The 19298-nt window shown below is 64.5% G+C and carries 24 protein-coding genes and 1 tRNA gene; 17 read left to right on the top strand and 8 right to left on the bottom strand.

Annotated elements, in window-relative coordinates:
• From G566_RS0105330 to G566_RS0105305, 6 genes are all read right to left on the bottom strand, one after another.
• Nucleotides 1-1028, bottom strand: a 1028-nt coding sequence (locus G566_RS0105330) for a tyrosine-type recombinase/integrase (protein WP_022679644.1), incomplete at its 3' end; no start/stop codon positions are given.
• Nucleotides 1029-1180: 152 nt separating this feature from the next.
• Nucleotides 1181-1257, bottom strand: a tRNA-Arg gene (locus G566_RS0105325).
• 64 nt (nt 1258-1321) lie between these two features.
• Nucleotides 1322-1744 carry a DUF1178 family protein gene (locus tag G566_RS0105320; protein WP_022679643.1) on the bottom strand — a complete coding sequence of 141 codons (423 nt, stop codon included), beginning with the start codon at nt 1742-1744 and terminating at the stop codon, nt 1322-1324.
• Nucleotides 1741-2562, bottom strand: coding sequence for a carbon-nitrogen hydrolase family protein (locus tag G566_RS0105315; protein ID WP_022679642.1), 822 nt, complete (start codon nt 2560-2562; stop codon nt 1741-1743). Before G566_RS0105315 ends, G566_RS0105320 begins: the two co-directional genes overlap by 4 nt.
• Complete coding sequence (gene grxC / locus G566_RS0105310; protein WP_022679641.1) at nt 2559-2816, bottom strand: glutaredoxin 3; 258 nt, start codon at nt 2814-2816, stop codon at nt 2559-2561. The genes G566_RS0105315 and grxC overlap by 4 nt, the downstream gene beginning before the upstream one ends.
• Nucleotides 2817-2844: 28 nt before the next feature.
• On the bottom strand, nt 2845-3603 hold the full coding sequence (locus tag G566_RS0105305) for a ComF family protein (RefSeq protein ID WP_022679640.1): 759 nt from the start codon (nt 3601-3603) through the stop codon (nt 2845-2847).
• A gap of 45 nt (nt 3604-3648) precedes the next feature.
• Between G566_RS0105305 and G566_RS0105300 the strand changes: the two genes are divergently transcribed.
• The 13 genes from G566_RS0105300 (at nt 3649) to G566_RS0105240 (ending at nt 13058) form a co-directional block, all read left to right on the top strand.
• Nucleotides 3649-4470 carry a class I SAM-dependent methyltransferase gene (locus G566_RS0105300; RefSeq protein WP_022679639.1) on the top strand — a complete coding sequence of 274 codons (822 nt, stop codon included), beginning with the start codon at nt 3649-3651 and terminating at the stop codon, nt 4468-4470.
• A 37-nt stretch (nt 4471-4507) separates the two neighbouring features.
• Nucleotides 4508-4972 carry a universal stress protein gene (locus G566_RS0105295; protein WP_022679638.1) on the top strand — a complete coding sequence of 155 codons (465 nt, stop codon included), beginning with the start codon at nt 4508-4510 and terminating at the stop codon, nt 4970-4972.
• A 97-nt stretch (nt 4973-5069) separates the two neighbouring features.
• Entirely contained in the window at nt 5070-5624 is a 555-nt protein-coding gene (locus tag G566_RS0105290) for a NifU family protein (protein ID WP_022679637.1), read from the top strand.
• Nucleotides 5625-5626: 2 nt separating this feature from the next.
• On the top strand, nt 5627-6220 hold the full coding sequence (locus tag G566_RS0105285; protein WP_022679636.1) for a malonic semialdehyde reductase: 594 nt from the start codon (nt 5627-5629) through the stop codon (nt 6218-6220).
• A 10-nt stretch (nt 6221-6230) separates the two neighbouring features.
• Nucleotides 6231-6794, top strand: a complete 564-nt coding sequence (tsaB, locus tag G566_RS13590; RefSeq protein WP_022679635.1) for a tRNA (adenosine(37)-N6)-threonylcarbamoyltransferase complex dimerization subunit type 1 TsaB — start codon at nt 6231-6233, stop codon at nt 6792-6794.
• Between the two features lie 19 nt (nt 6795-6813).
• The gene (locus G566_RS0105275; RefSeq protein WP_022679634.1) at nt 6814-7314 is read left to right on the top strand and encodes a GNAT family N-acetyltransferase; all 501 of its coding nucleotides are present in this window, start codon (nt 6814-6816) and stop codon (nt 7312-7314) included.
• Nucleotides 7315-7404: 90 nt separating this feature from the next.
• A complete protein-coding gene (locus tag G566_RS0105270) occupies nt 7405-7848 on the top strand; it encodes a Ros/MucR family transcriptional regulator (RefSeq protein ID WP_022679633.1) in 444 nt (147 codons plus the stop codon).
• Between the two features lie 121 nt (nt 7849-7969).
• Entirely contained in the window at nt 7970-8398 is a 429-nt protein-coding gene (locus G566_RS0105265) for a Fur family transcriptional regulator (protein WP_022679632.1), read from the top strand.
• A 12-nt stretch (nt 8399-8410) separates the two neighbouring features.
• The gene (locus G566_RS13585) at nt 8411-9199 is read left to right on the top strand and encodes a lysophospholipid acyltransferase family protein (protein WP_022679631.1); all 789 of its coding nucleotides are present in this window, start codon (nt 8411-8413) and stop codon (nt 9197-9199) included.
• 64 nt (nt 9200-9263) lie between these two features.
• Entirely contained in the window at nt 9264-10613 is a 1350-nt protein-coding gene (gene miaB / locus G566_RS0105255; RefSeq protein WP_022679630.1) for a tRNA (N6-isopentenyl adenosine(37)-C2)-methylthiotransferase MiaB, read from the top strand.
• Complete coding sequence (locus G566_RS0105250; protein ID WP_022679629.1) at nt 10613-11623, top strand: PhoH family protein; 1011 nt, start codon at nt 10613-10615, stop codon at nt 11621-11623. The genes miaB and G566_RS0105250 overlap by 1 nt, the downstream gene beginning before the upstream one ends.
• Complete coding sequence (gene ybeY, locus G566_RS0105245) at nt 11623-12132, top strand: rRNA maturation RNase YbeY (RefSeq protein WP_022679628.1); 510 nt, start codon at nt 11623-11625, stop codon at nt 12130-12132. Before G566_RS0105250 ends, ybeY begins: the two co-directional genes overlap by 1 nt.
• A 2-nt stretch (nt 12133-12134) precedes the next feature.
• Complete coding sequence (locus G566_RS0105240) at nt 12135-13058, top strand: hemolysin family protein (RefSeq protein ID WP_040605389.1); 924 nt, start codon at nt 12135-12137, stop codon at nt 13056-13058.
• Between the two features lie 62 nt (nt 13059-13120).
• Here G566_RS0105240 and G566_RS0105235 read toward each other — a convergent pair whose 3' ends face one another.
• Entirely contained in the window at nt 13121-13777 is a 657-nt protein-coding gene (locus G566_RS0105235) for a YggS family pyridoxal phosphate-dependent enzyme (protein ID WP_022679626.1), read from the bottom strand.
• A 4-nt stretch (nt 13778-13781) separates the two neighbouring features.
• Nucleotides 13782-14531, bottom strand: a complete 750-nt coding sequence (locus tag G566_RS15330) for a hypothetical protein (RefSeq protein ID WP_022679625.1) — start codon at nt 14529-14531, stop codon at nt 13782-13784.
• Between the two features lie 246 nt (nt 14532-14777).
• Here G566_RS15330 and G566_RS0105225 point away from each other — a divergent pair, with 246 nt between their 5' ends.
• The 4 genes from G566_RS0105225 to holA are packed head-to-tail and all read left to right on the top strand — an operon-like array spanning nt 14778 to nt 19270.
• Nucleotides 14778-15218, top strand: coding sequence for a DUF3576 domain-containing protein (locus tag G566_RS0105225; RefSeq protein ID WP_029131286.1), 441 nt, complete (start codon nt 14778-14780; stop codon nt 15216-15218).
• Between the two features lie 8 nt (nt 15219-15226).
• Nucleotides 15227-17749 (top strand): leucine--tRNA ligase, encoded by a 2523-nt coding sequence (gene leuS / locus G566_RS0105220; RefSeq protein WP_022679623.1) that lies wholly within the window; start codon nt 15227-15229, stop codon nt 17747-17749.
• Nucleotides 17742-18245 carry an LPS assembly lipoprotein LptE gene (gene lptE, locus G566_RS0105215; protein ID WP_022679622.1) on the top strand — a complete coding sequence of 168 codons (504 nt, stop codon included), beginning with the start codon at nt 17742-17744 and terminating at the stop codon, nt 18243-18245. Before leuS ends, lptE begins: the two co-directional genes overlap by 8 nt.
• The gene (gene holA, locus G566_RS13580) at nt 18245-19270 is read left to right on the top strand and encodes a DNA polymerase III subunit delta (RefSeq protein ID WP_022679621.1); all 1026 of its coding nucleotides are present in this window, start codon (nt 18245-18247) and stop codon (nt 19268-19270) included. The genes lptE and holA overlap by 1 nt, the downstream gene beginning before the upstream one ends.
• Nucleotides 19271-19298 lie beyond the last annotated feature (28 nt).

Here is a 19298-nt window from a genome sequence, read left to right as displayed (position 1 = left end):
CGCAGCGAGTAGATCGTCCGTGACCCACCATTGCGCTCGATCGGCACACCCGCGAACTTGAGGAGCGAGTGGAAGGCGGTCTTCATCGTCTGTATCGGCGTCCCATCCTTATGGCTGAAGATCACCTCGTCATCGGGCGGCGCTTTGCCAAGCTCGTCCGTCCGCTGATCGTAAACACGCTTGATGTAGTTCTCGGCTCCGTCCTGAAAGACCACCTCTCGAATGCCAGTCTTGCCACGAACCTCGGCAACGAGACGAGTGCCGTCGGCGGTCTGTACGGTCCGTAGGTCACTCCACCGTAACCCACGAAGCTCACCAACCCGCAGACCTGTGTTGGCAAGGACCAACACATACTGCTGGGTAATGAACCGCTGACGCCAAGTGGCGAGCGATTCGCCTTCCTTCACCCAGTCCCGTGCCTTGGTGTAGATCTTCCGCCATTCGTCCTGCGTGAAGGTCGGGCGCCGTTCCAGGGTTGCCTTTGGCGGATCAGTGTCAGGTGCCGCCGTGATGTAGCCCTTCGATACGGCGTACTTGAACACGGGGAGGATGCTGGTCCGCTCACGCCGCAGGATCCCGTTGGATGGCTTGGTGCGGTTGAAATTCTTCTTCCGCCATTCCCAGTAGTCAGCGAACTCAACGGGTCCGATATCGGTCATCCGCATCGGACCGAAGAAGGTCAGGGCATAAACCCGAACCCGCTCGATGGTGTCCTCCCAGGAGCCGCCCTTGCGGGTGTGACCCATCGTGGTAACGTGCTTCTCCCACTCAGCGAAGACCTGCTTGAAGGTCTTGGACTTGATGCTGCCGCCCGTTTTGACGTGGATGTAGAGGTCCTCGTAGCAGTTGATGGCGAAGCGCTCGGCTTCCCGCTGGTCTGCCGTCTTGGTGGTGATTCGCTTGTAGCCAGTGGAGTTGGGGCCTCGGATACGAGCCTGCCAGACAGGATCTTTCAGACCTGCCCTCTTGTAGAGAATGACCCGACCGTCGCCACGAAGGTCGATTCGGTCCTCAGTATCGACAGCCATAACCCGCTCCCATCCGACTTCGTCAGCCTAATCAGGAAGATGGGAGTGTAACATCGTTTTTGTGCACGATTTGTGCATAGCAAAAATGCACATTTTTAGCCGCACTCCACATCTGTGTGCGTTTAAATATCGTTATATATCAATGTTTTAAGTGGTGCACCCGGCAGGATTCGAACCTGCGGCCTACGGTTTAGGAAACCGTCGCTCTATCCTGCTGAGCTACGGGTGCTCACACTTTCCAAGGCCATGATGTGCTGCGCCGTTCAAGCAAAAACTTTGGCAAAATTTGCGTGTCAGGCGTCCGAACGCGCGCGCGGGCGGAATGGCAGCGGCAAGAGTGAGATGCCATCCTCGCGCAAGGCCTTCACTTCGGCGGGCGTGGCTTCCCCATGGATGCTGCGCGTCTCGCCGGCGTCGTGGATGGCGCGGGCTTCGGCGGCAAAGCGATCGCCGACATAATCGCTGCTGGCTTCAAAAGCGCGTTGCAGCATCAGCAATCGGGCCATTGGATCGTCATTGGCCAGACTTTGCGTGTCGCCCTTGCAGTTCGACTTGGCGGGCACGGCCGGAGCCATCACTGCCTTGGCCACCTGCGCACTGCCGCAGATCGGGCATTCGAGCAGGCCGCGCTGCAGCTGATCATCATAATCGCCGCTGGAACCGAACCAGGCTTCAAAACGGTGGGCCGCGGTGCAGACCAGATCATAGACGATCATGGGCCCACCACCCGGAACGGCCGGGCGTGTTCCAGCGCGGGCACTTTGCCGCGCGCGGCGGCCACTGCGGCCATGTCGATGTGGGCAATGCCGATGCCTGGCGCCTCGCCCATGTCGAGCACCACCTCGCCCCACGGCGAGATGACAAGGCTGTGGCCATAGGTGGCGCGGCCATCGGCGTGGTCACTGGTCTGCGCGGCGGCGATCACCCAGCAGCCGGTTTCGATGGCGCGGGCGCGCAGCAGCACATGCCAATGGGCCTGGCCGGTAGGCCGGGTGAAGGCAGCCGGCACGGCGATCATCTGTGCGCCGGCCTGGGCCAGCGCCCTGTGCAGCGCGGGGAAGCGGACGTCGTAACAGATGGTCAGGCCCAGTGCGCCCCACGGCGTTGCCGCCGCCACGGCCTCTTCGCCGGCGTCATAGGCGGCGGACTCGCGCCAGCTTTCGGTGCCGAGCGCGACGTCGAACAGGTGGATCTTGGCATAACGTGCGGTGATTTCGCCATCGGGGCCAATCAGGAAGCCACGGTTGACGAACTTGTTGCCGGTGCCCCGCAGGGCGAGGCTGCCGAGATGCACCCACACATGGTGCCGAGCAGCTGCTGCCCGCACGGCGGCCAGCACCGCATCATCGGCTTCGTCGCGGATATTGCTGGCGGCGCGGCTCCGGTCGCGATCGAGCAGGCCGCTCATTTCCGGCGTGAAGATGATCTGCGCGCCCTTGGCTGCGGCTTCACCAATCTGTGCGGCCAGAAGTTCAGCCTCGATCGCCGGATCGATGCCGGTATTGCTCTGGATCAGGCCGATGCTGAGCATCATGCCGCGAGCAGCGGATCCAGCCCGCCAGCGCGGTCGAGCGCCTGCAGATCGTCGCAGCCGCCGATGTGGCGGCCGTCGATGAAGATTTGCGGCACCGTCTGGCGGCCGCCGGAGCGTTCCAGCATTTCGGCCCGGCGTGGCCCGCCGGTGGAAATGTCGATCTCTTCAAAGCTGGCACCCTTGGCTTTCAACAACGCCTTGGCCCGGGTGCAATAGGGGCAAAGAAACTTAGTGTAGACTTCGATTGTGGCCATGGCATCCCGTCCCTGTCGCAGCGATTTGTCACACGCGCGTCATTCTCCCCTGCCCCTCGCGCAGGGCGTGGGCGTAGGTCAAGACCTCCACTTGTCGCGCCCCTGCCTTGATCAGCTTTGCCGCACAGGCAGACACGGTGGCTCCGGTGGTCATCACATCATCCACCAGCACGACGGTGTGACCCCTGATCTGCTCCGGACGCGCCACGCGGAAGGCGCCGGCCACGTTCTTCTGGCGGGCGCGGCGGCCCAGGCCCTTGGTGGTTGGTGTCGGTTTGATGCGGTCGACCGCATCCACTGCAAGCGGCCGCCCTGATTGACGGGCCAAGTGGTAGGCGATTGCGGCGGCTTGGTTGAAACCGCGCTGCCACAGCCGCCAGCGGTGTGAGGGTACCGGCACGATAATGGCGTCATCCGGCAGATCACCAACTGCGCGCAGCATGGCGCGGGCCATCATACGGGCCAGATGCAGGCGGCGGCCGTGCTTCAGCGCCAGCACCAGTTGCCGCGCCGGGCCACCATAGGCAAAGGTCGCCCGGGCACGGGCAAATGGTGGTGGATCGGCCAGACAGGCGCCGCACAGCGCGGCCGCATCGCCGTCGTGCGGCAGCGGCAGGCCGCAACAGGCGCATTGTGGGGGGCCAAGCGCCTGCAGATCGCCAAAACAGGCCGCGCAGAAGCGATCATCGCCATCGACGACCTCGCCGCAGCCGGGGCAGCGGGGCGGCAGCACTACGTCGACCACGGCGCGAAAGGGGGTTGTTACCAAGGCAAGCACAGCCACCATTACGGGAGTTTGCGCCCGCACCAGCGGCGCGTAAAGGGTAGGGTAATGACGGATATCCTTCCCTTTGATGCTGCGCTGCGCCGCCGCCGCCATGCTGCTGCTGCGCTAGGTTTTGGCCGCGTATCCTTCCTGCATGATCTGATGGCCGAAGAACTGCGCGAACGCGCGGCGATGGTGGCGCGGCCGTTTGCAGATGTTCTCGATCTTGGCGGGCCGCAGGCAATCTGGCCAGGCGCAAAGCGGATGGCGCTCACCGCCAATGAGCCCGGCGTCATGGTCGGCGATGAGGATCAATTGCCCTTTGCCGATGCCAGCTTTGATCTGGTTGTTTCGGCCGGGGCGCTCACCACGGTGAATGATTTGCCCGCAGCACTGGCCGGCATTGGCCGGGTGCTGCGTCCCGACGGCTTGTTCGTGGCAGCGTTTATTGGCGGCATGAGCCTGGTGGAGTTGCGTGCCTGCCTGCTCGAGGCTGAAGCGGCGATCACTGGCGGGGCTGGCAGTCACACCGCGCCGATGGTGGAGGCCAGTGCCGCCGCCGGCCTGCTGGCCCGCGCCGGCTTTGCCATGCCGGTGGCTGATATCGAGCGCATCACCCTGCGTTATTCGAGCCTGTTCGGTCTGTTCGATGATCTCACTGCCATGGGTGCGCGTTCGGTGCTGCGCGAGCGCCGACCCTTGCGCCGCGATGTGCTGATGGCAGCGGCGGAACGGTTTGCAGCTCTTGCTGAGGACGATGGCAAGACTGGCGTGACCATCGAGATCCTGCATGTCGCCGGCTGGGCACCTGGCCCCGGTCAGCCCAGCCCCAAGGCCCCGGGCAGCGCTACCACTAGTCTGGCTGCGGCGCTCAAGAGCCGGGTTTGACTTGCTCCAGCGCGCCAAATCGCCTTACGCTTCTCTGATGGATGCTGCCGCCACCTATCTCGTCGTGATCGACGACAGCCCGGAAAGCCGGGTGGCGATGCGCTTTGCCGTGCTGCGTGCGGCGCATGTGGGTGCCGATGTGCGGCTGGTGAGCGTGGTGCGCCCCACCGAGTTTATGCATTTCGGCGCCGTGCAGTCGATGATGGCGGCCGAAGCCCGCGCCGATGCCGAGGCGCTGCTGACGCAATTGGCCGAAGAGGCCGAGGCGATGGAAGGCGCGCGACCGGGTGTACTGGTGCTGGAGGGTGATCCATCGGCAGTGATTCTCGCGCATGTGAAGGACAATCCTGGTATCCGTGCGCTGGTGCTCGGCACGGCCAGCCGCGGCACGCCGGGGCCGCTGGTCAGCTTCTTTGCTGGCGAACGCGCCGGCAGCCTGCCCTGCATCCTGATGCTGGTGCCCGGCAGCCTCGATCCGGACCGGCTGGTAACGATTGCCTGACCTTGGCGCCCGAATCACGACAAAAACTGTCTGAATTGACTTGAAGCGAGCCAGCCAGTGGGCCATATCGGCTGCGTATTGTTAAAAGGCTCCGCTCATGTTCATCGAAACCGAACAAACCCCCAATCCGATGACGCTGATGTTCCGCCCCGGCCAGAAGGTGACCGGCGCGGACGGCGTGGACATTCCCACCCCGGAAGCCGCCGAAGCCTCGCCACTGGCCGCCGCGCTGTTTGCGCTGGGCGATGTGGACCGAGTCTTCTTTGGCCATGATTTTGTTTCGGTCACTCGGAACCCTGCGGGTGCTGACTGGCCGGCGCTGAAGCCGCAGATTTTGGGCGTGTTGGTTGATCATTTCACCAGCGGTGCGCCGCTGTTCACCGGCGCCGTGCAGGAAGCGGCCACAGATGACGATCCCGCTGATGCTGACATCGTCATGCAGATCAGGGAGCTGATCGAAACCCGGGTGCGCCCGCAGGTGGCAGAGGATGGCGGCGACATTGTCTATCGCGGCTTCCGCCAGGGCACTGTGTTCCTCGAAATGCAGGGCGCCTGTTCCGGCTGCCCATCAAGCACAATGACCCTGAAGATGGGCATTGAATCGCTGCTGAAATATTATGTGCCTGAAGTTCTCGACGTGCGGGCGGTCTGATCATGGCCACATCCCCGCTGGATGGTGCTGCACTGGCGCAACTCTTCACCGATGCCCGCACGTATTATGGCTGGGACGCGACGCCGGTCGCCGAAGCTGATCTGCGCCAGCTTTATGATCTGGTGAAAATGGGGCCGACTTCCGCCAACGGCTCCCCGGCGCGGTTCATCTTCTGTCATTCGGTTGAAGCCCGTGAAAAGTTGGCGGCGTGCGTAAGTGTGGCCAATCAGCCCAAGGTGAAGGCCGCGCCGGTCACGGTAATCATCGGCTTTGATCCGAAATTCTATGACAAGCTTCCCGAGCTGTTCCCGCATGTCGATGCGCGGCCCTGGTTCAACTGGAGCGCCGATTTTGCCCGCGAAACCGCCTTTCGCAACAGCAGCTTGCAGGGTGCCTACTTGATCATGGCGGCGCGCGGTCTGGGCTGGGACACCGGGCCGATGTCGGGTTTCGACAAGACGGCCGTAGATGCCGCCTTCTGGGGTGAGACCGGCATCGAAACCAATTTCATCTGCTCGCTCGGCAAGGGCAATGGCGAAGGCCTGTTCCCGCGCCTGCCGCGCTTGTCGTTTGAGGATGCCGCGCAAATCCTGTAGCGGCGCACGGGTGACCGTCCTTGCCCTTTCCACGTCTTCGCCGGCGCTGTCGATCGCGCTGGTCGATGGGCGCAACGTGCTGGCCCGCCATCATCAACTGATCGGGCGCGGCCACGCCGAAGCGCTTGTGCCGGCAATAGCGGCCCTGCTGACGGGTCGTCGGGCTGAAGCCATCATCGTTGATATCGGGCCGGGCAGCTACACTGGCATCCGCATCGGCATCGCGGCGGCGCGCGCGCTCGGGGTGGCGTGGGGTGTGCCCGTGCATGGCGTCTCGGCGCTGGGGCTGGTGGCGGCGCAGGCCTTTGCCGCTGATCCGACCTTGGACAGCGTGTTTGCGCTGATCGATGCCGGGCGTGGCCATGCGGCCGGCGCACTCATCGGGCCAGACCTTGTGGCGCCGCTGCCGGCGGTGGTTACTTCGCTGCCGGCGGGTGCCGCCGCGGCGGGCGCGGGTGCCGGCCTGTTGCCGGGCGCTGCCGCGCTGCATCTGGATCACCCTGATGCGGCTTTTGCCGGACATTTGCCGCCCGCGGCACTTGGCCTGCCGCAGGCGCTTTACGCCGGCGATTGAGCCGATTATCCCGTCGCCTGTGGACAGCGCTGCCGCCCCGGAAATCGTTCTGGCCATTGTGCCGGCTGATGAGCGGCATCTTGATGCGCTGATGGCCGTGATGCACGCCGCCTTTGATCCGCGATATGGCGAAGCCTGGTCGGCGGCGCAGCTTGCCGCCACCCTCACCCTGCCCGGTTGCTGGGCCTGCCTGGCGCTGTTGGGGTCGCAGGCCGTGGGTTTCAGCCTGTGCCGCGCGGCAGGGCCGGAAGTGGAATTGTTGTTAATCGCGGTCACACCGGCGGTTCACCGGCAAGGCATTGCCGGTCGGTTGCTGCTGCGCTGCCAAGAAGACGCCATGGGGCGCGGTGCCAGCGAATTGTTCCTGGAAGTGCGTGAGGATAATGAACCGGCCAAGTATCTCTATAATCGGGCCGGTTTTGTGCAGGTTGGGCGCCGCGCTGACTATTACACGGCCAACGACAGCAATCGGCGTGCGGCGATTACGATGCGATATAGTCTCGAACATTTGGTCGGATAAGGATTTCGGGTTGCAAAATCCTTTACACACGCCCAATATGACAATTGCGGGATCTAGAACCGCAAATGTTCACGGGTCAAGGATATAAAAATGACGGAAAATTCACAGTCTCACACCGAATTGCTGGCTTTGACGGCTGATATTGTCGCGTCGCACTTTGCCAACAACACGGTTGCCCCGGCCGAAGTGCCGGGCGTTATTGAAAGTGTTTACGCCACGCTTGCACGGTTGGGCACGCCCGTCGTTGTGCCGGTGCCCAAGCAGGAGCCGGCCGTTTCGATCCGCTCTTCGATCAAGCCAGATCACATCGTCTGCCTGGAAGACGGCAAGAAGCTGAAGATGCTGAAGCGTCACCTGATGACGCGTTACGGCATGACGCCCGATGATTACCGCACCAAGTGGGGCCTGCCGGGCGATTATCCGATGGTTGCGCCCAACTATGCCGAACAGCGTCGTACGCTGGCCAAGTCGATTGGCCTCGGCACCAAGCGCACGTCCAAGCCGCGCGGTCGTCCGCGTAAGAACCCGGCCTGATTCACCAGGCTGCAATTGCCGGTGCTGGGGAGGGCCTGCACCGGCAATTGCCCCGCTTGCTCAAGCCCGCCTTGGCCCTTAATTGGGAAACAGGGCGGGCTTTGGTGCGCCCGGCGGGAGAATGATCGTGACCACGCCCATCGACATCGAGGCGCTGTGCCTGAAGAAGGGCCTGCGCATCACGGAACAGCGCCGGGTGATCGCCCGCGTGCTGAGCGAAGTGACCGACCACCCCGATGTGGAATCGCTGCACCGCCGGGTGGCGGAGGTTGACCCGCGCATTTCCATCGCCACCGTCTATCGAACGGTGAAGTTGTTCGAAGAAGCGGGCATCCTTGAACGCCATGAATTCCAGGGCGGCCGGTCCCGTTATGAAACCGTGGCCGATGGCCACCATGATCATCTGATCGATATCGATACCGGCGATGTGATCGAATTCCACGACCCTGAACTTGAAGATCTGCAGCGCCGCATCGCCGAGAAATTGGGCTATCGCCTCGTTGATCACCGCATGGAGCTGTATGGCCAGGCCCTCAAGAAGCCGGCCTGAGGCCATTATCTGATGCAACGCCGTCCGCCGCCGGCCCGGCGATGGGGTAAGACCCGCACCGCGCTTGGCGCTGCCGCCACCGCCGCTGCCACCGTGCCGGCCGAACTCCTGCTGCGCGCCATCACCTTGCGCAACCGGCCCTATCTTCCGATCTGGTTTCACCGCGGCCTGTCGCGTTCCCTTGGCGTGCGGATCATCACCCACGGCGAGCCACCCCGGCGCGGCAAGGTGCTGTATATCGCCAATCACCTGAGCTGGACCGATATTCCAGTACTCGGCGCGCGCATTCACGCCAGCTTCGTCGCCAAATCGGAAGTGGCGGGTTGGGGGCCGGTGGGCTGGCTCGCCAGTTTTGCCCACACCGTCTATGTCGCGCGCGATCGCCGTTCCACCGCCGCCATCCAGAAGAACGAGATAGCCGATCGGTTGAATGCCGGCGGATCGATCATCCTGTTTCCGGAAGGGACCAACAGCGATGGCACCGGCGTGCTGCCCTTCAAATCGGCGCTGTTTTCGGTGGTGGGCGACGTGCCCGGCCTGATCATCCAGCCGATCACCTTGGCCTATACGCGCGTCAACGGCCTGCCGGTTACTCGCCGGCAATTGCCCGATCTGGCCTGGGTGGGTGATACCGAACTGGCGCCCCACGCCATCACCTTCGCGGGCCTGGGCCGGGTGACGGCGGAAATACTGTTCCACGATCCCATCGATCCGGCCGAACATACCGATCGCAAGGCGCTTGCGCGGCACTGCCACACGCTGATCGCCGCCGGTTACCGCCGGCTGATGCGCGGTGGATGACAGCGGGGATGACCGGGCCGGGCAAAATCGCTATGAAAGGGCAACAATCCCTCGGAGCCGCAACTTGACGTCACCAGCCAGCCCCAAGACCTACCACGTCAAGTCCTTCGGCTGCCAGATGAACGTCTATGACAGTGAGCGGATGGGCGATCTGCTCAGCGCCGACGGGCTGACCGCCGTCGACACGCCGGAAGCAGCCGACGTGGTGGTGCTCAACACCTGCCACATCCGCGAACGCGCCGCCGAAAAGCTCTATTCTGATATCGGCCGCCTGCGCCAACCGCGCGCTGATGGCAGCCGCCCCACCATTGTTGCCGCCGGTTGTGTGGCCCAGGCCGAAGGGGCCGAAATTGGCAGGCGGGCGCCGGATGTTGACGTGATTGTCGGCCCGCTCGCCTATCACCGCCTGCCTGAACTGCTGAAGCTGGCGCGAACCGGCCGCGCCGTCGATATCGACATGCCGGCGGTGCCCAAGTTCGATTCCCTGCCCCAGCGCCGCATCGCGCAGGCATCGGCTTTTCTCACCGTGCAGGAAGGCTGTGACAAATTCTGCACCTTCTGTGTGGTGCCCTACACGCGCGGGCCGGAAACCAGCCGACCGGCGGCCGATCTGATCGCCGAAGCTGACGCGCTGGTGGCCCGCGGCGTGCGCGAGATCACCCTGCTCGGCCAGAATGTGAACGCCTACAATGGTGGACTGACTCTGGCTGGCCTGATCCGAGCGCTGGCGCAGATCGATGGGCTGGAGCGCATCCGCTATACCACCAGCCACCCGCGCGACATGCATGGTACAGGCGGAGATGATCTGATTGCTGCCCATGTTGAGGTGGCCAAGCTGATGCCCTATCTGCATCTGCCCGTGCAGTCCGGCTCCAGCCGGATCCTGAAGGCGATGAACCGGGCGCACACGCGCGAATCCTATCTGGCCACGCTGGCGCGGCTGCGGGCAGCCCGTCCCGATGTCGCGCTGTCAGGCGATTTCATCGTGGGCTTCCCTGGCGAAACCGAGGCCGATTTCCAGGACACGTTGTCGATCGTGCGGGAGGTGCAGTACGCTGCCGCCTACTGCTTCAAATACAGCATCCGCCCCGGTACACCGGCCGCCGCCATGGCCGATCAGGTGCCCGAGGCGGTGAAGGATGAACGGCTTGCCCGTCTGCTGGCCGCCGTTGCCGAAGGCAGTCTGGCTTTCAACCGCTCCACCATCGGCCGCCGCTGCACCATTCTGCTGGAACGGCCGGGTCGCAAGCCGGGGCAATTGATCGGCAAGACGCCGTGGCTGCAATCGGCCGTGGTTTCCATCCCCGGCGCCGCCATCGGTGATCTGGTAGAGGTCGACATTGTCGATGCGCACCCCAATAGTGTCGAAGCTGTGCCTGTAGTTCCCTCCAGCCAGGAAAGTGCTGCCGCCTGATGTCGAAAAAAGCCCCGCGTGGCCCGCTCGCCGCCACTGACCGTGTCCGGCTGGAGATCGAATTCGACAAGGTGCAATTGCTGGGGCCGCTGTTCGGCCAATATGATCAGAATCTGATCGCGCTCGAAGGCCAGTTGGGCGTTTATATCAGCGCGCGCGGCAACCGGGTGGTGGTGGAAGGCCAGGCGGATGCCGCCGCCCGCACCCGCGATGTGCTCACCGGGCTTTATAATCGCCTGCTGAAGGGCGAAACCATCGATACCGGCGATGTGCTGGGCGCTGTTGCCATCGCGTCTGATCCTTCGCTTGATGGCCTGGAGCAAGCCGACAGCGGCCGTCCTAATGCCACAGCCGCCATCCGCACCCGCCGCAAGACCATCGTTGCCCGTTCGCCCACGCAGGTTCGCTATATCGAAGCGCTGGGTTCGTCCGACGTCATCTTCGCGCTGGGCCCGGCCGGCACCGGCAAGACCTATCTGGCTGTCGCGCAGGCCGTGAGCCAGCTGATCGCCGGGAGTGTGGACCGGCTGATCCTGTCGCGCCCCGCGGTGGAAGCCGGTGAGCGGCTGGGCTTCCTGCCCGGCGACATGAAGGAAAAGGTCGATCCCTATCTGCGCCCGCTCTACGACGCGCTGTACGACATGCTGCCCGCCGAGCAGGTTGAGCGGCGGTTGGCTTCGGGCGAGATCGAGATTGCTCCGCTGGCCTTCATGCGCGGCCGCACATTGGCCAATGCCTTCATCATTCTGGATGAAGCGCAGAACACCACGCCGCTGCAGATGAAGATGTTCCTGACGCGCTTTGGCGAGCGCAGCCGCATGGTGATCTGCGGCGATCCCAACCAGGTCGATTTGCCGGTGGCGGGTTCATCGGGGTTGGCCGATGCCGTGCGGCGGCTGGACGGGGTGGAAGGTATCGCCACACTGCGCTTCTCGGTGAAGGAAGTGGTGCGCCACCCGATCGTTGGCCGCATTGTCGAGGCGTATGAAGGCCCGGCCAAGGACGGTTGATGCTGGTTGTTGAAACCGATGTGGTGGCGGGTGACTGGCCAGCGGCGGACTGGCCGGCCCTGACGCGCGCGGCCGTGGCGGCGGCGCTGGCCGAAACGCCCTATGCCGATCTGGCCGATGCATCGATGGCGGTGGAAGTTGCGGTGCGCCTTTCCGACGATGCCGAAGTGCACACGCTGAACCGCCAGTATCGCGACAAGGACAAGCCGACCAACATCCTCTCCTTCCCGATGCTCGCTCCTGACATGCTGGTGAGTCTGGCCAACAGCGACGACGGCGAAGTGCTGGTGGGGGATCTGGTGCTGGCGGCTGAGACCGTGGTGCGCGAAGCCGCAGAGAAAGGCTGGAGCGTGGCGGACTATGTTGGCCATCTGGTTGTCCACGGCACCCTCCACCTGCTAGGGTATGACCACGAAACCGGTGATTGGGATGCCGAGCAGATGGAAGCGCTGGAACGCGCCGCCTGCGCCCGGCTGCACCTGCCCGACCCGTATGAGGAAGACCAGTAACCATGCCTGAGGGCGACAGTAGCGGCGACAGCCATTCTCGATTGCGCGGCAGCCGCTGGTGGCGGCAGCTGCGCCAGTTGATCAGCCGCACCCCCGAACACAGCTTACGCGAAAGCCTGGAAGAGGCGATCGACGAAGCCGAAGACGCGCCGGCCAATGGCAAGGGCAGCGACGATCTCGGCCCGGTGGAACGCGCCATGATGCGCAACATGCTGCACCTGGGCGATGCCTGCGCCGGCGACAGCGCCGTGCCGCGCGGTGATATGGTGATGTTCGATGCCGATGCCGGCTTCCCGGCGTTGGTCGCCCGCTTCCGCGATGCCGGCCACAGCCGCATGCCGGTGTGGCGCGGCGACCGCGACAACATCATCGGCATGATCCACATCAAGGATGTCTATTCCCGCATTGCCGACACCTTCAACGATGCGATCAGCTCCGCTCCGCTGCACGATCTGCCCATCGAGCCTCTTCTGCGCGAGGTGCTGTTCGTTCCGGCTTCGATGCGCATCGTCGATCTGCTCGCCCAATTGCGTGCCGGCCGCACCCACATGGCGATCATTATCGATGAATATGGCGGCGTCGATGGCCTCGTCACCATCGAAGACCTGGTGGAAGAGATCGTTGGCGACATCGAAGACGAACATGACGAGGTGGAAGCCGCGCTCATCCAGGAAGTCGGCGAACGCCTCTGGGAAGCCGACGCCCGCCTCGCCATCGACGATCTTGAACAAACCCTCGACGTGAACCTGGCCGATGACGAAGTGGGCGAAGATGTCGACACGCTCGGCGGCCTCGTCTTCATGCTCGCCGGCCGCGTGCCGGCGCCGGGCGAGTTCGTGGACCACCCGGCGGGCTGGCGCTTCGAAGTAATCAACGGCGATCCGCGCATGGTGAAGCGCCTGCGGATTCAGCCGCTGGCGGTCTGATTTTCGGGAAGGAAGTCGGCCTCTGGCGGGCAGGGGCTATGGCACTGCTCGCCGGAGGCCGCTTATCTGCTGCCGAACAGCGCGCTGCCCACGCGAACCACGGTCGATCCCAGTAGCGCTGCCGTCTCGTAATCGCTCGACATACCCATTGAGAGTCCGGCCAACCCCAGCCGTTTGGCGTGTTCGGCGAGCAGGGCGAAATAGGGGGCGGGTTCGACCGCAGCCGGCGGCACGCACATCAGGCCGACCACGTTGAGGCCGGCCTCGCGGGCCTGGGCGAGCAGGGCGGGCAGGTCGGAAAGTGCGCAGCCGCCCTTTTGCTCCTCATCGCCGATGTTGACCTGCAAGTAGCAGGCCAGGTGCTTGCCGGCGGCGGCTTGGGCCTTGCCCAGCGCAGTCACCAGCGACGGGCGATCAACGCTGTGGATCACGTCGAACAGCGCCACCGCTTCGGCGGCCTTGTTGGATTGCAGCTGGCCGACGAGGTGCAGTGTGATGCCCGGCGTTTCCGCCATCATCGCCGGCCACTTGGCCTGTGCTTCCTGCACGCGGTTTTCGCCGAAGTGGCGCTGGCCGACGGCGATCAGGGGCCGGATTGCATCGGCGTCGAAGGTTTTGGAGACGGCGACGAGCAGGGGCTTTTCCGCGCGGGCAGCGTCGCGGCAGGCCCGATTAAGGCCTGCCTGCACGTCTGCAAGCCGCTGTTCTGCGTCGCTCACTGGATCAGAAAGCGATGTTGGTGCCGAAATAGACGGCCTGATCGTCGCGGTTGGGCAGCACCAGCGATGGCGGTTCCGGCGCGATGCGATAGCGCAGGCCGCCGGTGACCGAGAAGCGCGGCGCGACGCGATAGGCGCCGCCCAGTTCCAGGCCATAGCGGCGGGTGAGCGGCGCGAAGGCCAGCGGCTGACTCTGTTCGGCCGTGCCCTGAAGCGACGTGCGCCAGTTGCGGCCACCATAAGACAGGCCAAGGCTGAGCTGATCGGTCATGCGGCCCGACAGCGGCGACATTTGCACCGGTTCGGCATGGGCATAGCCGGTATCGATGGCAAAGCCCTTCCAGCCCAGCGACAGGTTCACGTTGTAACCGGCGGGCACCACGAAGCGATCGGCGGGTGAGGCAGCGCGCGAACGATCGACCACCGGGGTGGTGACGCGGGCGGCGACGCCCAGCGATAGCGCGCGGCGGTTATCGGCCTGGCCTGATGGGGTGAAGCGGAAACCGCTGCCCAGCGATTGCGGCATGGCCGGAGCGCCGGGGGCGGTGAAAGCGAAACGGCCGAATTCGCCAACTTGCGGCTGGAATGGAGTGAGCGGCGTATCAACCACCAGCCGCTGTTTGGCCGGCTTGGGCTTGGCGGCCAGCGCCGGGTTTGCCAACACCGCCACGCACAGTGCTGCCACCGCCAGCCAGGACTTGGCTGGATTCTGCTGCGCGCTTGGCAGCGCGAGCGAATCGGCACGCGGTTTCATACAATCCTGTCCTATCAACACCGGACCATGAATCCCATATGACAATAAGCGTAGCATTTGCCTGAACGGCCGTGCGCCACGCGTTTTCACCGCGCCTGTGGCGGCATGTACACAGTTGCAGGCTGCTGCCTCGCTCCTCCGTCGATTTCCGTGGGGCTGCGGGCTTGGCGGGGCGGGTGCAACATGCCAAAAGGCAGGCCGGACTGTGGCCGGTTCCGGCCCGAATTTCGTGATGAAGGTTTTGCCATGCGGCGAATTGCAACCCTGGTTTTCCTGACGTCGCTGGCCGTGCTGGCGCCGGCTTGCGGCCGCAACAAGAAGCCCAGGCTGTCGGCCGAGGCGCCGGCCCGGGTCACCACGCTAGGCATCAACGCTTATCTGTGGCGCGCCGCGCTCGATACCATTGCCTTCATGCCGCTGGCTCAGGTCGATTCCAACGGTGGCGTGATCATCACCGATTGGTATGTTTCCCCGCAGAGCGCCAACGAGCGGGTGAAGGTGACGGTGACCGTGCTCGATACCGAGTTGCGCGCCGATGCCGTGCGCGTGGCCGTGCAGCGCCAGACACTGGGCGCCACCGGCTGGACCGAAGCCACGGTGCGCGCTGGCACTGTGCAGCGCCTGGAGGAAACCATCCTTGGCAAGGCCCGCGACCTGCGTCGCAATGCCATTTCCCCGGATCGCTGAGTAACTGCATGTCCCGGTTTGACCACCAGGCCGCCGAAGTGCGGTGGCAGGCGCTTTGGGACGAACGGCAGAGCTTTGCCGCGCACGACGACAGCCCCAAGCCCAAATCCTATGTGCTGGAGATGTTTCCCTATCCATCGGGGCGCATCCACATGGGCCATGTGCGCAACTACACCATGGGCGATGTGGTGGCGCGCACGCGGCGGGCGCAAGGTTTTGAAGTGCTGCACCCGATGGGCTGGGATGCGTTTGGCATGCCGGCCGAAAATGCCGCGATGGAAAAGGGTGTTCACCCCGGCGGCTGGACGCGCGCCAATATCGCCGCGATGCGCGCCCAGCTGAAGCGGCTGGGTTTTGCGCTCGATTGGTCACGCGAACTGGCCACCTGCGAGCCGGATTATTACGGCCAGGAACAGGCGCTGTTCCTCGACATGCTTGCCGCCGGGCTGGTGTACCGCAAGGAATCGGCGGTGAACTGGGATCCGGTCGACATGACCGTGCTGGCTAACGAGCAGGTGATCGACGGCCGCGGCTGGCGATCGGGCGCGCTGGTCGAACGCCGCAAGTTGAACCAGTGGTTCCTGAAGATCACCGATTTCGCCGACGATCTGGTCGACGGGCTCAAGGCGCTCGATCAGTGGCCTGACAAGGTCAAACTGATGCAGGAAAACTGGATCGGCCGCTCCACTGGGCTGCGCTTCACCTTTGCGGTAGAGGGCGGCGGCAGTTTCGACGTGTTCACCACCCGGCCCGATACGCTGTTCGGTGCCAGTTTCGCTGCGATCGCCGCTGATCATCCGCTGGCTCGCCAGTGCGCGGAAACTAACCCGGCATTGGCGGCGTTTATCGCCGAATGTCAGGCCGGCGGCACTGCAGCGGCCGATATCGAAACCCAGGAAAAGCTGGGCTTTGACACCGGCCTGAGCGTCATCCACCCGCTCGATCCCAGCATCCGCTTGCCGGTGTTTGTCGCCAATTTCGTGCTGATGGATTATGGCACCGGCGCGCTGTTTGGATGCCCCGGTCACGATCAACGCGACCTCGATTTTGCCCGCAAATACCAGCTGCCGGTGATCCGCGTCGTCGCTGCCGAGGGCGAGGAGAATGCCCCCATTCATGACGAGGCCTATACCGGCCCCGGCCGCATGGTGAACTCGCGCTTCCTCGACGGCATGAGCGCCGACGACGCCCGCGCCGCCGTGATTACGCGGGCCGAGGCCGGAGGCTGGGGCGAAGGCGTGACGCAATATCGCCTGCGCGATTGGGGGGTAAGCCGCCAGCGTTACTGGGGCACGCCGATCCCGATCATCCACTGCGAGATCTGCGGCGTCGTGCCGGTGCCGAAGAAGCAGTTGCCGGTGATCCTGCCCGAAGACGTGACCTTCGATGTGCCGGGCAACCCGCTCGATCGCCACCCGACGTGGAAGCATGTGGATTGCCCGCAATGCGGCAAGCCGGCCCGTCGCGAGACCGATACGCTCGACACCTTCACCAATTCGTCGTGGTATTTCATTCGCTTCGCCAGCGCGCCCGATGATCGCCCGTTCGATCCGGCGGTGGCGGCGAAGTGGCTGCCGGTGGGCCAGTATATCGGCGGGGTGGAGCATGCCATTCTGCACTTGCTCTATGCCCGTTTCTGGACGCGTGCCCTGCAGCACATCGGCATGCTCGATGTGGCGGAGCCGTTCGCCGGTCTGTTCACGCAAGGCATGGTCACGCACGAAACCTACAGCCGGCCGCAGGGTGAAGGCCTGCCACCCATGTGGTTCACGCCGGACGAGGTGGAGCGCACCGGTACCAGTGCGACATTGAAGGATGACGGCTTGGCCGTCGAGATCGGCCGCGTCATCAAGATGTCGAAGTCCAAGAAGAATGTCATCGATCCCGATGCCATTCTGGGCCGTTACGGTGCTGATGCCGTGCGCTGGTTCGTGCTGTCCGACAGCCCGCCGGAACGCGATCTGGCGTGGTCCGAAGCTGGCATCGACGGTGCCTGGCGCTTCGTGCAGCGCGTCTGGCGGCTGGCCGAAGACACTGCGACCGCGGCCGATGGCGCCGCCGACGTGAAGCTGGATCGCATCGTTCACCGCGCCATCGCCGCCGTGACCAGCGACATCGACAAGTTGCAGTTCAACAAGGCTGTCGCCCGGCTGTATGAGTTGGTCGGCGCGCTGGAGCGCAGCACCGCCGGCCCCAGCCGCCGCGCCGGGGTGATCACGCTGGTACAGCTGGTGGGGCCGATGGCGCCGCACTTGGCCGAGGAAGCGTGGGCATTGCTCGGTCAACCGGGCCTGGTCTGCGATGCCGTTTGGCCCGTCGCCAACCCGGCGCTGTTGGTAGACGATGAAGTGACCATCGCTGTGCAGGTGAATGGCAAGCTGAAGGGCGATTTCACTGCAGCCAAAGGCAGCGACAAGGCCGCGCTGGAGGCCGCCGCACTGGCGTTGCCGAATGTGCAGCGCACCCTTGACGGCGCCGTGCCAAAGAAGATCATCGTTGTTCCCGATCGCCTGGTGAACATTGTTGTCTGATGCCCGCCGCCTTCTGATCCCCGCCGCGCTGGCGCTGCTGGCGTTGCCCGGCTGCCAGCTCAGCCCGGTCTATGCCGGCGGCAATGCGTCCGCCCCGGCAACGCTGCTGGCCGATATCGCCATCGCACCCATCCCGGAACGCGCTGGCTTCATGGTGCGACAGGCGCTGGAAGACCAGTTCGGCCTCGCCGTGGCAAGCCCACGCTATCGCCTTGAAATCGCTCTGGATGATCAGATCACCGCCTTCGGTGTGCGCGGCGATTCCTCGGCGGCGCGTGAACGGCGTACGTTGCGTGCCCGCTATCGGCTTGTCGATGCCGCCACCGGCACCGTGCTGGTGGATGATACCGCTGCGGCCGACGCCGGCATCGATCGTGTCAGTTCCAATTTCGCCGTTGTCGCCGCTGAAACGACAGCGCTGGAACGTCTCTCCGTCGATCTCGCCCGCCAGATTAGCGCGCGCCTCGCCCGCTACGCCCGCGCCGCCAAAGGCTGATGAAGACGGACGCGGCCCGGATAGCGGCCATCGCCCGCGCCTGGCCCGCTGATGTGCGGCTGGTGTTGTTGCACGGCCCCGATGAATCCGCCTCGCGTGATATGGCGGGGCAGGTCACGGCCGGTCTGGGCGCCGGCGTGACCATCACCGAACTGGCGGGCAATGCGCTGAAGTCCGACCCTCAGGCGCTGATGGCGGCCGCCACCAGCCTTTCCATGTTCGGGGATCGCGAACTGGTGCGCGTCGACGGTCTCGACGACGATGCGCTGGCGGCCGTGGAGGCGTTGCTTGAAGGCCCGCCAGGCCACCCGGTGCTGGTTGTGGCCGGCAGTTTCAAGAAGGGCAGCAAGCTGCTGACCTTGGCCGACAAGCACCCCGCCATCGCCGCCTGCATCAATTACGAAGCGAGCCTGCGCGATGCTGGCCGGCTGCTCGGCGAGATGGCCGCGCCGCTCGGCTTGCGGCTGGAACGCGGCGTGCCCGAATCCTTGTTTGAAAGCGCCGGCGGAGACCGCATGATCATGCGCCGCGAGCTGGAAAAATATGCCCTCTACAAGGACTCAACCCCGGAAAGCCCGAAGCAGCTCGGCGCCGAAGATCTTGCCGCACTGGGCATTGCCACCGGTGAAGCCGAGCTGTTCGCCCCCATCGCGGCCATCACGACCGGCGACGTGGCCGAAGCCACTGACCTCATTGGCCGCCTGCCCGATGGCACCGCCATCCCGCTGTTGCGCGCCCTCGAGCGCCGATTCGCGCAACTCACCCTGCTGCGCACCGAAGTCGATGGCGGCGACACGCCGGCCGCCGTCGTTGAAGGCCAGGGCAAGGCCATCTTCTGGAAAGAAAAACCCATTATCATCAAGGCGTTGTCGCTGTGGAGCCAGCCGGCCCTCGCTGCGGCCATGGGCGACATCCTCGCCGCCGAGCGGGCCGTGAAAGCCAGCGGCAGCCTCGCTGATCTCGGCGCGCAGCATTTATTGCTTGATCTTACCCGCCGCGCTGCCGTTGCCGCCCGCAGGCGTTAACAGGAGCCTCCGGCGGGCAGGGGCCTAG

The sequence above is a fragment of the Sandarakinorhabdus limnophila DSM 17366 genome, from assembly GCF_000420765.1.
GTDB lineage: Bacteria > Pseudomonadota > Alphaproteobacteria > Sphingomonadales > Sphingomonadaceae > Sandarakinorhabdus > Sandarakinorhabdus limnophila.
The sequence above is the reverse complement of the archived record's forward strand: the minus strand, read 5'-3'. Positions and strand labels throughout refer to the sequence as shown.

Excerpts from the sequence above, each read along its gene's own strand:
- G566_RS0105320 (WP_022679643.1), bottom strand. The coding sequence starts at position 1,744 with ATGATCGTCTATGATCTGGTCTGCACCGCGGCCCACCGTTTTGAAGCC.
- G566_RS0105315 (WP_022679642.1), bottom strand. The coding sequence starts at position 2,562 with ATGATGCTCAGCATCGGCCTGATCCAGAGCAATACCGGCATCGATCCG.
- grxC (WP_022679641.1), bottom strand. The coding sequence starts at position 2,816 with ATGGCCACAATCGAAGTCTACACTAAGTTTCTTTGCCCCTATTGCACC.
- G566_RS0105305 (WP_022679640.1), bottom strand. The coding sequence starts at position 3,603 with ATGGTGGCTGTGCTTGCCTTGGTAACAACCCCCTTTCGCGCCGTGGTC.
- G566_RS0105300 (WP_022679639.1), top strand. The coding sequence starts at position 3,649 with ATGACGGATATCCTTCCCTTTGATGCTGCGCTGCGCCGCCGCCGCCAT.
- G566_RS0105295 (WP_022679638.1), top strand. The coding sequence starts at position 4,508 with ATGGATGCTGCCGCCACCTATCTCGTCGTGATCGACGACAGCCCGGAA.
- G566_RS0105290 (WP_022679637.1), top strand. The coding sequence starts at position 5,070 with ATGTTCATCGAAACCGAACAAACCCCCAATCCGATGACGCTGATGTTC.
- G566_RS0105285 (WP_022679636.1), top strand. The coding sequence starts at position 5,627 with ATGGCCACATCCCCGCTGGATGGTGCTGCACTGGCGCAACTCTTCACC.
- G566_RS0105270 (WP_022679633.1), top strand. The coding sequence starts at position 7,405 with ATGACGGAAAATTCACAGTCTCACACCGAATTGCTGGCTTTGACGGCT.
- G566_RS0105265 (WP_022679632.1), top strand. The coding sequence starts at position 7,970 with ATGATCGTGACCACGCCCATCGACATCGAGGCGCTGTGCCTGAAGAAG.
- G566_RS13585 (WP_022679631.1), top strand. The coding sequence starts at position 8,411 with ATGCAACGCCGTCCGCCGCCGGCCCGGCGATGGGGTAAGACCCGCACC.
- G566_RS0105250 (WP_022679629.1), top strand. The coding sequence starts at position 10,613 with ATGTCGAAAAAAGCCCCGCGTGGCCCGCTCGCCGCCACTGACCGTGTC.
- ybeY (WP_022679628.1), top strand. The coding sequence starts at position 11,623 with ATGCTGGTTGTTGAAACCGATGTGGTGGCGGGTGACTGGCCAGCGGCG.
- G566_RS0105240 (WP_040605389.1), top strand. The coding sequence starts at position 12,135 with ATGCCTGAGGGCGACAGTAGCGGCGACAGCCATTCTCGATTGCGCGGC.
- G566_RS15330 (WP_022679625.1), bottom strand. The coding sequence starts at position 14,531 with ATGAAACCGCGTGCCGATTCGCTCGCGCTGCCAAGCGCGCAGCAGAAT.
- G566_RS0105225 (WP_029131286.1), top strand. The coding sequence starts at position 14,778 with ATGCGGCGAATTGCAACCCTGGTTTTCCTGACGTCGCTGGCCGTGCTG.
- leuS (WP_022679623.1), top strand. The coding sequence starts at position 15,227 with ATGTCCCGGTTTGACCACCAGGCCGCCGAAGTGCGGTGGCAGGCGCTT.
- holA (WP_022679621.1), top strand. The coding sequence starts at position 18,245 with ATGAAGACGGACGCGGCCCGGATAGCGGCCATCGCCCGCGCCTGGCCC.